This window comes from Streptomyces fragilis (assembly GCF_003112515.1).
GTDB classification, from domain to species: domain Bacteria; phylum Actinomycetota; class Actinomycetes; order Streptomycetales; family Streptomycetaceae; genus Streptomyces; species Streptomyces fragilis.
On the sequence record NZ_BEVZ01000002.1, the window covers coordinates 852,298 to 865,969 of the forward strand.

A 13,672-nucleotide genomic window follows, 5' to 3' on the forward strand; every position below is an offset into this window, starting at 1 on the left:
GAGGGGGTGGGCGGGCGCTAGGCGGTCACGTGGGGCGCTGCTGCGTGCGGGTGACGGGTCCGTCTCCGCGGCACCTCGCCCCCGGCCGCCTTATTGCAAGTCGTATGCAATAGCATGTTTATCGCAAAGCTGACCGGCGTGGCACGGGCGGAGAACTGATGACTGGTCGACGGATACGGACCCTCGCGGGGGCGGCGGCGATGGGCGTGGCGGCGAGCGCCTGCTCGGCGCCGGGCGGTGACGCGGCGACCGGGGCGCGGGGCGCCGCGGACTCGGTGGTGATCGGCGTGCCCTGGGAGCCGGACACCTTCAGCCCGCTCCTGGGCTACGGCAAGGACGGCAACTCCAAGATCTTCGACGGCCTGCTCGCACACGACGCCTACCTCCGGCTGAGGCCCGCCCTCGCCGAGGAACTCCCCGAGGTCGGCGCCGACGGCCGCACCTACACCTACACGCTGCGGGACGGCGTCACCTTCAGCGACGGCGAACCGCTCACCGCCGAGGACGTCGTCTTCACCTACGAGACGATCCTCGACGCGAAGACCAACAACCCCCACCGCAGCGAACTCGCGGCCGTCGACACGGTCCGCGCGGCCGCCGAGGACAAGGTGGTCTTCACCCTCAAGTACCCGTACGCGGCCTTCGCCGCGCGCACCGTGCTGCCGATCGTCCCCGAGCACGTGGCCGGCGGACAGGACCCCAACACCGGCCCCTTCAACACCCGGCCCGTCGGCACCGGTCCGTACGTCCTCGCCGACTGGCGCAAGGGGGAGAAGGCCGTCCTCAAGGCCAACCCCCGCTACCGGGGCCCGAAGCCCGCGGTGCGGACGCTCACCATGGCGATCGTCACCGACGACGACGTCCGCGCCACCCGCCTGCGTTCCGGGGACCTGGACGGCGCCGTCCTGCCGCCCGACCTGGCGGCGACCTTCAGGGACGACCCGGACGCGAGGACCTACCGCGCCAGGTCCTACGACTACCGCGCCGTCAGCCTCCCCACCGCCCACGAGGTGACCGGCGACCCCGCCGTACGCAGGGCCCTCGACCTCGCGGTGGACCGCGCGACCATGGTCGACAAGATCCTCGACGGCGCCGGCCGCCCCGCCTACGGCCCGCTGCCCAGCGACGACCCGTGGTTCGCCCGGGGCACCGAACGCGCCCACGACGTCGAGGAGGCCGCCCGCGTCCTCGACCGGGCCGGCTGGAAGGCCGGCCGGGACGGCGTGCGCGTCAAGGACGGCGTCCGCGCCGCCTTCACCCTCCACCACCCGGCCGGCGACCGGATCCGCCAGGACCTCGCCCTCGCCTACGCCTCCGACGCCGGGCGGATCGGCGTCGACGTGACGGTGCAGAGCGGCACCTGGGAGGTCATCGAACCCCGGATGGGCCGTGACGCGGTCCTCGCGGGCTTCGGCAGCACCGGCGACCCCGACTTCGGCCTGTACACCCTGCTCCACTCGTCCCTGGCCGGCGACGGCTTCAACAACATGCCCCACTACGACAACCCCGCCGTCGACCGCGCCCTCGACGACGCCCGCCGCACCCGCGACACCGACGCGCGCAGGGCCGCGTACGACACCGTGCAGCGCGAACTCGCCGAGGACCCCGGCTACACCTTCCTCACCCACCTCGACCACGTCTACGTCCTCGCCGACCGCTGGCAGGACCTCACCACCCAGGTCGAACCCCACGAGCACGGCTTCTCCAGCGGACCGTGGTGGAACGTCGAGGACTGGCAGCCGAAGCCGTGACCGCCCCCTCGGCGCGCGACGCCGCCCGGCTGGCCGGACGCCGCCTGCTGTACGCCGTCCCCCTGCTCCTGACCGTCACCTTCGCGGTGTTCGCCCTGGCCGCCGCCTCCCCCTTCGACCCGGTCCGCGCCTACGCCGGAACCGCCGGTCTCTCCGCCGACCAGGAGACCCTGGACCGGCTGGCCGAGAACCTCGGCGCCGGCCGGCCGTTCGCGGCGCGGTGGTGGGAGTGGCTGACCGCGGCCCTCTCCGGCGACCTCGGCGACTCCACGGTGTTCCGCCAGCCGGTGGCCCAGGTCGTCGCCGAACGCATGGTGTGGTCCGCCCTGCTCTGCGCCACCGCCTTCGCCGCCGCCGTCCTCCTGGGCACCGCGCTCGGCGTGCTCGCCGCGCGCCGCCCCGGGTCGCTCACCGACCGGGCCGTGACCTCGGCCGCCTACGTGCTCTCGGCGGCGCCGGTCTTCTGGATCGCGCTGCTCGCCGTCTGGCTCTTCGCCCTGCGCCTCGGCGTGCTGCCGGCCGGCGGACTCACCGACACCGGCAGCGAGACGGTGGACCCGGCGGACGTCGCCCGCCATCTCGTGCTGCCGGCCGGGGTCCTGGCCGTCTCCCAGCTGCCCTGGTTCGTCCTCTACGTGCGTCAGGGGGTGACCGACGCGCTCGCCGAGGACCCGGTGCGCGGCGCCCGTGCCCGCGGCCTCACCGAGCGCACCGTGCTGCTCGGCCACGCCCTGCGCTCCGGGCTGCTCCCCGTCCTCACCCTGATCGGCACCCGGGTGCCCGAACTCATCACCGGGGCGCTGCTGGTGGAGACCGTCTTCAGCTGGCCCGGCATCGCCGCCGCCACCGTCTCCGCGGCCACCTCCGTCGACTTCCAGCTGCTGGCCGCGCTGACCGCGTCCGCCACCGTCGCCGTCCTGCTCGGCAACCTCCTCGCCGACCTGCTGACCGGCCTGACCGACCCGAGGGTGAGCTTCCGTGACCTGTGACGCGCCCACCGCGCTCCCGACCGCCCCCGCCTGGCGGCCCGCCGGACCCGCGCGACGCTCCTGGCGCACCCTGCGGGTCGGCTCCTCCGCCGGCGTCCTCGCCGCGGTGGTCGTCGCCGTGCTCGTGGTCCCGCCCCTGGTCCAGCTGGACCAGCAGGCCGTCCACCTGCATCTGAAGCTCCGGCCGCCCGGCCTCGACCACCCGTTCGGCACCGACGAACTGGGCCGTGACCTGCTGCTGCGCTGCGTCCACGGGCTGCGGGTGTCGCTGTTCGTCGGGGTGAGCGCCGCCCTGGTCGCCGCGGTGCTGGGCACCGCCGTCGGCACCCTCGCGGCGACGCTCGGCGGCTGGGCGGACCGGATCCTGATGCGGGCCGTCGACGCCGTCGCGTCCGTGCCGCACCTCCTGCTCGGCGTGTTCGTGGTCGCCCTGTGGCGGCCCGGCGTGCTGCCCGTGCTGCTCTCGATCGCGGCCACCCACTGGCTGTCCACCGCCCGGATCGTGCGCGCCGAAGTGCTCTCGCTGCGCTCGCGCCCGTTCGTCGACGCCGCGATCTCCGGCGGCGCCTCCCGGTGGCGGATCGCCGTACGCCACCTGGTGCCCGGCGTCCTCCCGCAGGCCGGGCTCGCCGCCGTGCTCTCCGTGCCGCACGCCATGTGGCACGAGTCGGCACTGTCCTTCCTCGGCCTCGGCCTGCCCACCCACATGGCGAGCCTCGGCAACCTCATCGAGGACGCCCGGGGCTCGCTGCTGGCCGGACAGTGGTGGCCGACCCTGTTCCCCGGCCTGTTCCTGGTGATCCCCACCCTCGCCGTGGCCGGCCTGGCCGGGGCGTGGCGCGAGCGGATCAACCCCCGCCGCCGATCGGAGCTGACGCTGTGACCGACGCCGCCCTCCCGCCCTCCACCCCCACGGACGCCGCCCCCACGGGCGCCACTCCCGCGGACGCCTCCGCCGTGGGTGCCACCGCGGGGCCGGCTGCGGTGGGTGACACCAAGGCGGGCGCCGCCGTGGACGCCACTCCCGCGGACGCCACCCCCACGGGTGCCACCGCCGTGGATGCTGCCGCGGGGCCGGCTGCGGTGGGTGACACCAAGGCGGGCGCCGCCGTGGACGCCACTCCCGCGGACGCCACCCCCACGGGTGCCACCGCCGTGGATGCTGCCGCGGGGCCGGCTGCGGTGGGTGACACCAAGACGGGCACCGCCGTGGGTGCCGCTGCCGTGGGCGCCACCGCCGTGGACGCCACCCCCACGGGTGCCACCGCCGTGGATGCCGCCGCGGGGCCGGCCGCAATGGGCGACACCAGGACGGGCGCCGCCTTGGGTGCCGCCGCCGTGGGCGCCACCGCCTCGGGTGCCGCTTCCGCCGCGGGCAACGGTGCCGCGGACGTCCCCGTCGTGCTCTCCGTCCGCAACCTGCACGTCCGCTTCCGCATGCCCCGCGGGCGGGCCGCCGTCCGCGCCGTCGTCGACGTCTCCTTCGACGTCAGGGCCGGCGAGTGCCTGGCCCTCGTCGGCGAGAGCGGTTGCGGCAAGTCCGTCCTGGCCTCCGCGCTCCTCGGCCTCCTCCCCGCGAACGCCGAGACCGCCGGCCACGCCCGTCTCGGCGGAGCGGACCTGCTCACCGCCGGCGAACGCGTGCTGGCCCGGCAGGTCCGCGGACGCCTGGCCGGCCTGATCCCGCAGAGCCCCGCCGCCCACCTCACCCCGGTCCGGACGATCCGCTCCCAGCTCGAGGAGACCGTCGCCGAACTCACCGGCGTCCGGGGCCGCGCGGCGCTCCGGACCGCCGCCGAACAGGTCGCCGCCCGGGCGGCCTTCCCCGCCGGCCACCTGGACCGCCACCCGCACGAACTCTCCGGCGGCCTGGCCCAGCGGGCCGCCACCGCTCTCGCCCTGGCCGGCGACGCGCCCCTGCTCATCGCCGACGAGCCGACCACCGGTCTCGACCGCGACCTGGTCGACCACACGGTGGACGAGCTGCGCCGTCACGTCGACGACGGCGCGGGCCGGGCCCTGCTGATGATCACGCACGACCTCGCCGCCGCCGAGCGCATCGCCGACCGGGTGGCCGTCATGTACGCCGGCCGCGTCGTCGAACTCACCAGCGCCGGCGCGTTCTTCGGCACGCCCGGCCCCCGCCACCCGTACAGCCGCGGCCTCCTCGACGCCCTGCCCGACCGGGCGTTCGCACCCATCCCCGGTCTGCCGCCGCCGCTGGACGCACTCCCGCCCGGCTGCGCCTTCGCTCCACGGTGCGCCTTTGCCGACCGGGCCTGCGCCGTCACCCCCACCACGCTGTCGGGCGTCGCCTGCCACCACCCCCGTGAGGACGTCCATGCGGCTTGAGATCCGGTCCGTCACCGCCGGCCACGACCGCTCGGCCCCCGTGGTCCGGGACGCCTCGCTCACGCTCGCCTCCGGCGAGGCGGTCGGCCTGCTCGGCCCCAGCGGCTGCGGCAAGTCCACCCTGGCCCGCGTCGCCGCCCTCCTGCACCGCCCCTACTCCGGCACCGTGTCCTTCGACGGCGTCCCCGTCACCGGCTGGCGCCACCGGGCGCCCCGCGCCCTGCGCACCGCCGTCGGCGTCGTCCTGCAGCAGCCGCGCCTCGCCGCCGACCCCCGCCTGACCCTCGCCGACCTGATCGCCGAGCCCCTGCGCGCCACCGGCCGCCGCGACGAGGTCCCCGTCCGCGTGCGGGACCTCGCCCCGCTGGTCGGGCTCACTCCCGACCTCCTGCCGCGCCGCCCGCACGAGGTCAGCGACGGCCAGCTCCAGCGCGCCTGCCTCGCCCGGGCCCTCGTCCTCCGCCCTCGCCTGCTGATCTGCGACGAGATGACCGCCATGCTCGACGCGTCCACGACGGCCGCGCTGGTCTCCGTCGTGGAGACCTACCGCCGCGCGACCGGCGCCACCCTCCTCGCCGTCGGCCACGACCCGGTCCTCCTGGCCCGCTGGTGCGACCGCCTCGTCCCCTGGTCCGCCCTCGGCGCCCCGCCGGCCGCCGGGGACGCGCGGCCCCGGCCCTGAACCGGCTCAGCCGTCCCGGCAGCCACTCCGGCCGGATATGGCCTCGGCGCCGACGGGCGCCGGGGCCGATACTGATGCCCCCGACGTGCCGCCGCCCGCAGGCGCCCCGCACTCCGGAGGCCCGGATGCCGCCCGAGACAGCACCGCAGCACGGTGGCTGCGCACCGCTGCCCGCTCGTGGCGGGCGTCCGGCCCACCGCCCGCCCCGGTGAGTCCCGCAGCTCCGGGCGGCGGAACCCGGTTACCGGCCCGGTACCCGCCCGCCCCGGTGAGTCCCGGAGCTCCGGGCGGCGGAACCCGGTTACCGGCCCGGTACCGGCGGGTCGCCACGGCACTGCTCCGGGCCGGCGCCTCCCTCCTGTTCGGCGCGGCCGGGCACACGGCCGCCGGGGGAGGACTCCCGGGCGCGGGAGCCGTGGCCGTCGCGCTCGCCGTGCTGACGGCGATCGACACCCTGGTCGCGGCCCGCGCCCGACGGCACGCGTTCCGGGCCGCGGTCCTCGGGGCGGCGGCGCAGCAGCTGCTGCTGCACCTGGCCCTCCACGCGTCGGCCCGGCCCTCCCCCCACCATCCGCCCGGTGCCGGGGGCGTGCCGCACCGGACGCCCGGCACGGTCCACGCGCACTCCGCGCCGGACGCCGTGACCGCGATGGGGGCGGCCCACGCGCTCGCCACCCTGGGTGCCGTCGTGGTCCTGCTGCGCGGGGAGGGGATGCTGCGGCGCCTGGCACGGCTGCTGGCCCCGGCGCTGCGCCCTCCGCCGCCGGCGGGCACGCCGTGTCCCGGGGCCGTCCGGGTGCCGGCGCCCGCCGGTCCGCCGCCTCTGTCCTTCGGCGCCCGCCTGGCCCGGGCCCGCGGCAGGCGCGGGCCTCCCGTGGTGATCCCGGCCGCCCGCACCGCGCGGGCACGGCCGGAACACACCCGTCCGGACCGGGTCCGGACGGGACGTCGTCCTGTCCACCTTTCGCAGCGCGCCGTGACCCGGCGCGCCGGACGAGGGATCACCCATGACCACGACCGAAACCGGCCCGGCCGCGCAGCCGGCCCCGGCGGGCACCCCCGACGAGGGCCGCCCGCCCCGCTCCCGCCACGGCTTACGCGCCCTGCTCGTGCGCCTGCATTTCTACGCCGGCGTGTTCGTCGCGCCGTTCCTGTTCGTCGCCGCCCTGACCGGCCTGCTCTACGCCTTCACCCCCCAGTTCGACCAGCTGCTGCACGGCGACCTCCTCACCGTCGAGCGGGTCGCCGGCACCCCGCGGCCCCTGGCCGAGCAGATCGAGGCGGCCAGGGCCGCCCACCCCGAGGGCGCCCTCGCGTCGGTGGTCACCCCGCCGGGCCCCGAGGACACCACCCGCGTCGTCTTCTCGCTGCCGGAGCTGGGGGACAAGCAGCACACCGTGTTCGTCGACCCCTACACGGCGGGCGTGCGGGGCGAGCTGACCACCTGGTGGGGCGCCACCCCGCTCACCACCTGGCTCGACGACTTCCACCGCAGTCTCCACCTCGGGGAGCGGGGCACGCTCTACTCGGAACTCGCCGCCAGCTGGCTGTGGGTCGTGGCGGCCGGAGGCCTGGTGCTGTGGATCGGCAGGAGCCGGGGACGGCGTGCCGCCACGGCACGCGGCGTCCTGCTCCCCGACCGCAGGGTTACCGGCGTCCGCCGGACGCGGAGCCTGCACGCCGCGACCGGTGTCTGGCTGGCGCTCGGCCTGTTCTTCCTCAGCGCCACCGGCCTGACCTGGTCGCAGTACGCGGGCACCCGGTTCGACCAGGCGGTCGACGCCGTCCGGGGACAGGCACCGGTGCTCGACACCCGCCTGCCCGGCGCGGAGCCGGACCGGGGCGGCGGCGGGCACGCCGGCCACGGCGGGGGCAGCGGCGGCGCCGCCACGGCCGGCCCGGCGGACTTCGGCGCCGCGTTGCGCACGGCCCGGGACGCGGGTCTCGACGGCACCGTGGTGGTGACCCCGCCGGCGGGCGAGGGCACGGCCTGGACGGTGGCCCAGAGCGACGACGTCTGGCCGGTGCGCTACGACAGCGTCGCCGTGGACGCCGCCGCGGGCGAGGTGACCGACCGCACCCGCTGGGCCGATCACCCGCTCGCCGCGAAGCTGAGCAAACTCGGGGTCCAGGCGCACATGGGCGTGCTCTTCGGCATCGTCAACCAGAAGGTGCTCGCGGCGGTCGCCGTCGGCCTGATGTGCGTGATGTTCTGGGGCTACCGCATGTGGTGGCAGCGGCGGCCCACCCGTGACGACGGCCGGGCGGCCTTCGGGAGGCCGCCGGCCCGGGGCGCCTGGCGGAGCCTGCCGCTGCCGGTGCTCCTCGTCGGGGCGCCGGCCGTGGCGGCCGTCGGCTGGGCACTGCCCCTGCTCGGCGTCACCCTGGCCGCGTTCCTCGCCGTGGACCTCGCGGTGGGCGCGTTCCGCGGACGACGCGCCTGACGCGCCTGACGCCTGAGGGGAGCGCGGGGCCCGTCGGCCCCGCGCTCCCGTTGGACTGTTCGGCAGCCGTTCCCCGAATGCCCGGCATGGCGAATGGCCATCGGGGGCGGCGGTCACTCCAATGGTGGGGGAGCGTTCCCCGGCATCGAGTGAGGCTGCAGGCGGGTGAGTACGAGTTCGCGGAGTGAGGAGGCGTCCCCGGCCGGCCGGCCGGTGGTGTTCCTCCTCGACGAGCACGGCACCGTGCGGCGGTGCGGCGGGGCCGTGACGGACCTCCTCGGCCTCGGCGCCGGGGAGATCGAGGGGCGACCGTGGAGCGAGGTCTGCGCCGTCGAGCCGTCCCCGGGCGACGGACCGGACGGGCCGGGGGACCGGCAGCGCTCCCTCGTCCTGCGGCACCGGGACGGCACGCCGGTCGAGGCGGACGCCGAGGTCGTGCCGCTGCCGCCCGGAGGCCCTTCCGGGCGACTGGTGCTCCTCACCGCCGCCGGACCGCGCGGAGCGCGGACCCACGCGGTACTGCGGGGTGTGTTCGCGCAGGAAGCGGCGGGGCTGGTCGTCGACGCACCCGGTCCGGGAGGCCGGGTGCTCCTCAGCCCCGCCTTCTTCGGACTGGACCAACCCCTCGGCGGAGATCCGTGGGAAGGGCGGCTCGAGGACGTCCTGGAGGCCGACGACGCCGCGCGACTGGACGCCTGCCTGCGACGGGTGCGGGAGACGGGTGAGCCCTTCGCCGACCCGACGGTCCCGGCCCGGGGGCGCGGCCTGCCCGGGAGGGAACGGATCGTCGCGGTGTCGGCGTTCCCCCTGGAGGACCACCGCGACGGTACCCACGGGGCCGCCGCGCTGCTCGTCGACGTCACCGGGCGGAACGCCGACCAGCGGGAGCTCACCCTCCTGCACGCCTCGGCCCGCCGGCTGGGCAGGTCGCTGGACGTGACCGGCGCCGCGCAGGAGGTCGTGCGGCTCCTGGTGGAGGAGGGCTTCGCGGACCTCGCCTGCGTGGACCTGACGGACCCGGTCCGCCACGGCGGGGACGCCGGCACCTTCGTCCCCGGCACACCGCTGCACCGGGTCGCGGTCGCCTCCGAGGACGGCAGCTGGCCCTCCGACATCCACCAGCTGGGGGACCGGGTGCGGGCGAGGGACGTGGAGTCCGAGGCGATCGGAGGCGGAGGCACGGCGGTCGTGCCCGACCTGGCCTTGCTGCGACGGCGGCTCGACTCCGACCCCGAACGGGTGCGGCTGCTCTTCCCGGCCGAAGCCGCCTCGGCCCTCTTCGTCCCGCTGTTCGCCCGCGGCCACGTGCTGGGAGTCCTCAGCGCGTGGCGCCGGGAGGGCCGCACGCCCTACGGCGACGGCGACGTCCCGCAGGTCGACGCCATCGCGTCACGGACGGCGCTGAGCCTGGACAGCGCCCGCCGCTACACCCGCGAACGCCGTACGGTCGAGGAACTCCAGCGGAGCCTGCTGCCCCCGCCGGTGAGCCGGACCACGGCCGCCCGGAGCTCGGGGGTCCTCGTGCCGGCCGGCAGCGCGGAGGGCAGCGGCGGGAGCTGGTTCGACGTGATCCGGCTGTCCGGCGCCCGGACGGCGTTCGTGGTCGGCCGGGTCGCCGGACACGGAGTGCACGCCGCCGGCGCCATGGGCCGGCTGCGCTCGGCGGTGCAGACCCTGGCGGACGTGGACCTGCCGCCCGACGAACTCCTCGGGCACCTCAACGACCTCGTGACCCGCATGGGCGGGGACGAGGTGCACCGGCCCGCCTCCTTCTCCGGCTCGCTGAGCGCCGCGACCTGCCTGTACGCCTCCTACGACCCCGTCACCGGCCTGTGCCGCATGGCCACCGCCGGCCATCCGGCGCCGCTGCTCGCCCGGCGGAGCACCGGCGGCGTCACCCGCGTCGACGTCAGGCCCGGCCCGCCGCTCGGGAGCGGCGACCACCAGCCGTTCGAGGCGGCGCAGCTGAGCCTGGAGCCCGGCGACGTCCTCGCCTTCCACAGCGGCCCGTCGGACGCCGCTCCCTCCGACGACGCCGGGGACCTGCGCCTCGTCGCGGAAAGCGCCCGCGCCGCCGCCGCCGACGACGAGCCCCTGGAGGACGTCACCGGCCGGCTCCTGCACCAGCTGCGCGCCCGGCCCCGCGCCGAGGACCTGACCCTCCTGCTGGCCAGGGTCGACCGGCTGCCGGAGGAGGACTTCGCCTGCTGGAAGCTGCCCGCCGACCCCGACCAGGTCGTCCGCGTCCGCGGTCTCGTCACGTCCCAGCTGGCCCGGTGGGGGCTGGAGGAGGCCTCCTTCACCACCGAACTGATCGTCAGCGAGCTGGTCACCAACGCGATCCGGTACGCGGGCGGGCCGATCGGCGTGCGCCTGGTCAAGGACGAACGCCTGATCTGCGAGGTGTCGGACCCCAGCCAGTCGCAGCCCCACCTGCGCCGGGCGCGCCTGTCCGACGAGGGCGGCCGCGGCCTCTTCCTCGTCGCCCAGATGACCGACCGGTGGGGCAGCCGCTACACGCCCGAGGGCAAGACCATCTGGACCGAGCAGACGCTCGCTCCGCCCGAGGCGCCGCCTCCCTGACGGACCGCCGGCCGGCGGGGGCGGCGGCCGTCCGGCGCGCCCGGACGGCGCACGGCGCGGGCGCACGGTGTGGTCAGCGGGGTGCGGCCGCCTCGCCGCCGTGGTGCGCCGGGTCCGGGCCGGTGTCGTGCGCCAGGGCGTTGACCGCCGCCGCGAAGAGGCGGGGCAGGCGTTGCGCCGCGGGGACGATCAGCGAGCCCAGCACGGGACGGCGGCGCGCCGCCGTCAGCAGCTCCGTCAGGTACCGGTGGCGGCGCGTCGCCCGCTTCCAGTCCGCCTCGTAGCGCTCCGGCGTGCCGCGGCACAGGTTGCGCACCAGGGCCTCGGCCCCGGCGAGCGCCAGGAAGACGCCCTCGCCGGTCAGCGCGTCGATGTAGCCCGCCGCGTCGCCGACCAGCAGCACCCGCCCGTGGCGCCGGGTGCGGGACCGCCGGCGCAGGGGCCCCGCGCCGCGTACCGCGGTGACCGCGGCGCGCGGCGGCAGCAGGTCGAGCAGGTGCGGGAAGCCGGCCATCTGGGCGTCGAAGGGGGCACGCCGGCCGGTGAGCAGCGAGAGGCCGACCAGCCGCCGGCCGAGCGGGGTGACGTAGGCCTCCGCGTGAGGCCCCCAGTGCACCTCGACGGCCGAGGTCCACGGAGCGACGGCGTAGTGGCGGCGCAGCCCGTACCGGGGCGGCGCGCCGGTGCTCACATCGAGGCCCAGGGAACGCCGCAGCGGTGAGTGCAGGCCGTCGGCGGCGGCCAGCCAGCGGGCCCGCAGCCCGGTGTCCGGCAGGGTCACGCCCGTCGCGTCCTGGTGCACGTCGCTCACGCGGACCGGCAGCACCGGCACGCCGGCGTCGAGGACGGCGCGGTGCAGCGCCTCGTGGAGCTCGGTGCGGCGGACGCCCAGTCCGCCCCCGTCGCGGAAACCCGCGTGGCTGCGGTGTTCCCCCTGCACGTAGCGGATGCCGGTGAGCGGCTGCCCCGGCACGTGCAGGCCCAGCCGGCCCAGGGCGCGCACGGCCCCCGGCATCAGGCCCTCCCCGCAGGCCTTGTCGATGGGGGCGGGGCGGGGTTCGGCCACGACGACGTCGAGGCCGGCGCGCGCCGCGTGCAGCGCGGTGGCCAGCCCGGCCGGCCCGCCCCCGGCGACCACCAGGTCGTGGCGGCGGCCGCTCACGCCGGCGCGGCGGAGGCGAGGGCCGCGTTCTCGCAGCGCACCCGGACCGCCAGCAGCAGGGCGTTGGCCGCCGAGAACACCACCGCGGTCACCCACGCGGTGTGCACCAAGGGCAGGGCGGCCACCTCCACGACGACGACCGCGTAGTTCGGGTGGTGCAGGAACCGGTACGGACCGGTGCGCACCAGCGGCGCACCGGGGAGGACGACGACCCGGGTGGTCCAGCGGGGACCGAGGGTGCTCATGCACCACAGGCGCACCGCCTGCGCCAGGAGCACGAGCGCCAGCATCGGCCAGCCCAGGGCGGGCAGGAACGGCCGGTGCAGGAGCACCGGCTCCGCCAGGCAGCACACCAGCAGGCCGGAGTGGAGCGCGACCATGGCCGGGTAGTGTCCCCGGCCGTGCTCCACCCCGTCACGCGTGCGGGCCCACGCGGCGTTGCGCCGGGTGCGGACCAGTTCGGCCAGCCGCTGGCAGACGGCGGCGAGGAGCAGCAGGGCGTACCAGGTCATGTACGGTCCTCACCAGCGCAGAAGGACGAGTTCGGAGCAGAAGCCGGGACCCATGGCCATGAGCAGTCCCCAGGTGCCGGGCTCCGGGCGGCCGGCGTCCCGGAGACCCTGCAGGATGTGCAGGACGGAGGCGGAGGAGAGGTTGCCGACCCTGGCCAGCGACGACCACGAGGCGGCGAGGGCGTCCGCCGGCAGGCCGAGCGTCTCGGTCAGCGTGGCCAGGACCTTGGGCCCGCCCGGATGGCACACCCAGGTCCCGATGTCCGCGGGGGCCAGCCCCTGCTCGGCGAGGAAGGCGCGCACCCCGGCGCCGAGGTGGCCGCGGACGAGGTCCGGGATCCCGGCGTCGATCACGACACGGAACCCGGCGGCCCCCACGTCCCACCCCAGGAGCCGTTCGGTGCCCGGATAGAGGTGGCTGCGGGCCGCCACGACGGCGGGGCCCGCCCGCCGGCCCTGTGCCGCCGAGCCGGCGCAGGCGGCGCCCCGGGCGACCAGGGCCGCCGCGCCGTCGCCGAACAGCGCGCCGGCCACCAGGTTGGCCGCCGAGTCGTCGCGCCGCTGCAGGGTCAGCGAGCACAGCTCGACGCTGAGCAGTACGGCCGTGTCCTCGGGATGGCCGCGCAGATAGTCGTGGATCCGGGCGAGACCGGCGGCCCCCGCCGCACACCCCAGCCCGAAGACCGGCAGTCGCTTGACGTCGGGTCTCAGCCCGAGACGGCCCGCCGTCCGGGCGTCCAGGGAGGGGGCGGCGACGCCCGTGATGGAGGTGCACAGCAGGAGGTCGACGTCCACGGGCCGCAGGCCGGCCTGCCGCAGGGCGCCCGCGACGGCCTCCGCGCCCATCCGCGTGCCCGCGGCCAGCCAGGCGTCGTTGCTCTCCCCGAAGTCGGCGAGCCCGGCGTACCGCTCGATCGGCAGGGCGAGGTGGCGTGTGCGCACGCCGGACGACCGGTGCAGGCGCCGCAGCAGGGCGCGGTCGGCGCCCGGCGCCAGGCACAGGTCGCCGATCGCCTCGGTGAGGTCCTCCTGCGCGTAGACGTGCGGCGGCAGGACGGTGTGCACACCGGCGACCGTGGTCACCGCACCGGTCCGGCCGACCGGGCGGGTTGCGCCGTCGGGGGAGGCGGAGGCGTCGGTGATCGCGGAGACCGGCATGTCGGTGATGCCTTCCACGGGGCGCCTGGCCTATTGCTT

Annotated in this window: 11 protein-coding genes; 7 read left to right on the plus strand and 4 right to left on the minus strand. The window is 76.8% G+C overall.

Translation table 11 applies throughout. The annotated features are described in order from the left end of the window. Positions 1 to 158: 158 nt before the first annotated feature. From Sfr03f_RS05745 to Sfr03f_RS05765, 5 genes are all read left to right on the plus strand, one after another. Entirely contained in the window at positions 159 to 1,751 is a 1,593-nt protein-coding gene (locus Sfr03f_RS05745; protein WP_108952587.1) for an ABC transporter substrate-binding protein, read from the plus strand. Further along, complete coding sequence (locus Sfr03f_RS05750) at positions 1,748 to 2,740, plus strand: ABC transporter permease (protein WP_108952588.1); 993 nt, start codon at positions 1,748 to 1,750, stop codon at positions 2,738 to 2,740. Before Sfr03f_RS05745 ends, Sfr03f_RS05750 begins: the two co-directional genes overlap by 4 nt. After that, on the plus strand, positions 2,730 to 3,623 hold the full coding sequence (locus Sfr03f_RS05755) for an ABC transporter permease (protein ID WP_108952589.1): 894 nt from the start codon (positions 2,730 to 2,732) through the stop codon (positions 3,621 to 3,623). Before Sfr03f_RS05750 ends, Sfr03f_RS05755 begins: the two co-directional genes overlap by 11 nt. A 554-nt stretch (positions 3,624 to 4,177) precedes the next feature. After that, complete coding sequence (locus Sfr03f_RS05760; RefSeq protein ID WP_245967499.1) at positions 4,178 to 5,092, plus strand: ABC transporter ATP-binding protein; 915 nt, start codon at positions 4,178 to 4,180, stop codon at positions 5,090 to 5,092. Further along, positions 5,082 to 5,774 (plus strand): ABC transporter ATP-binding protein, encoded by a 693-nt coding sequence (locus tag Sfr03f_RS05765; protein ID WP_108952590.1) that lies wholly within the window; start codon positions 5,082 to 5,084, stop codon positions 5,772 to 5,774. The genes Sfr03f_RS05760 and Sfr03f_RS05765 overlap by 11 nt, the downstream gene beginning before the upstream one ends. A 301-nt stretch (positions 5,775 to 6,075) precedes the next feature. Here Sfr03f_RS05765 and Sfr03f_RS05770 read toward each other — a convergent pair whose 3' ends face one another. Further along, a complete protein-coding gene (locus Sfr03f_RS05770; protein WP_159105552.1) occupies positions 6,076 to 6,306 on the minus strand; it encodes a hypothetical protein in 231 nt (76 codons plus the stop codon). Between the two features lie 475 nt (positions 6,307 to 6,781). Between Sfr03f_RS05770 and Sfr03f_RS05775 the strand changes: the two genes are divergently transcribed. Together Sfr03f_RS05775 and Sfr03f_RS05780 are read left to right on the plus strand one after the other, a co-directional pair. After that, positions 6,782 to 8,218 (plus strand): PepSY-associated TM helix domain-containing protein, encoded by a 1,437-nt coding sequence (locus Sfr03f_RS05775; RefSeq protein ID WP_108952592.1) that lies wholly within the window; start codon positions 6,782 to 6,784, stop codon positions 8,216 to 8,218. Between the two features lie 165 nt (positions 8,219 to 8,383). Beyond that, positions 8,384 to 10,801 carry a SpoIIE family protein phosphatase gene (locus tag Sfr03f_RS05780; RefSeq protein ID WP_108952593.1) on the plus strand — a complete coding sequence of 806 codons (2,418 nt, stop codon included), beginning with the start codon at positions 8,384 to 8,386 and terminating at the stop codon, positions 10,799 to 10,801. A 73-nt stretch (positions 10,802 to 10,874) separates the two neighbouring features. Here Sfr03f_RS05780 and Sfr03f_RS05785 read toward each other — a convergent pair whose 3' ends face one another. The 3 genes from Sfr03f_RS05785 to Sfr03f_RS05795 are packed head-to-tail and all read right to left on the minus strand — an operon-like array spanning position 10,875 to position 13,558. Further along, positions 10,875 to 11,963 carry an NAD(P)/FAD-dependent oxidoreductase gene (locus Sfr03f_RS05785; protein ID WP_108952594.1) on the minus strand — a complete coding sequence of 363 codons (1,089 nt, stop codon included), beginning with the start codon at positions 11,961 to 11,963 and terminating at the stop codon, positions 10,875 to 10,877. After that, positions 11,960 to 12,475, minus strand: coding sequence for an isoprenylcysteine carboxyl methyltransferase family protein (locus Sfr03f_RS05790; RefSeq protein WP_108952595.1), 516 nt, complete (start codon positions 12,473 to 12,475; stop codon positions 11,960 to 11,962). Before Sfr03f_RS05790 ends, Sfr03f_RS05785 begins: the two co-directional genes overlap by 4 nt. 9 nt (positions 12,476 to 12,484) lie before the next feature. Then, complete coding sequence (locus tag Sfr03f_RS05795) at positions 12,485 to 13,558, minus strand: type III polyketide synthase (RefSeq protein ID WP_170145053.1); 1,074 nt, start codon at positions 13,556 to 13,558, stop codon at positions 12,485 to 12,487. Positions 13,559 to 13,672: the final 114 nt, after the last annotated feature.

What these genes read in the sequence shown, in the direction of transcription:
- Sfr03f_RS05745 (WP_108952587.1), top strand. Translation starts at nt 159, where the DNA reads ATGACTGGTCGACGGATACGGACCCTCGCGGGGGCGGCGGCGATGGGC.
- Sfr03f_RS05760 (WP_245967499.1), top strand. Translation starts at nt 4,178, where the DNA reads ATGCCCCGCGGGCGGGCCGCCGTCCGCGCCGTCGTCGACGTCTCCTTC.
- Sfr03f_RS05765 (WP_108952590.1), top strand. Translation starts at nt 5,082, where the DNA reads ATGCGGCTTGAGATCCGGTCCGTCACCGCCGGCCACGACCGCTCGGCC.
- Sfr03f_RS05775 (WP_108952592.1), top strand. Translation starts at nt 6,782, where the DNA reads ATGACCACGACCGAAACCGGCCCGGCCGCGCAGCCGGCCCCGGCGGGC.
- Sfr03f_RS05790 (WP_108952595.1), bottom strand. Translation starts at nt 12,475, where the DNA reads ATGACCTGGTACGCCCTGCTGCTCCTCGCCGCCGTCTGCCAGCGGCTG.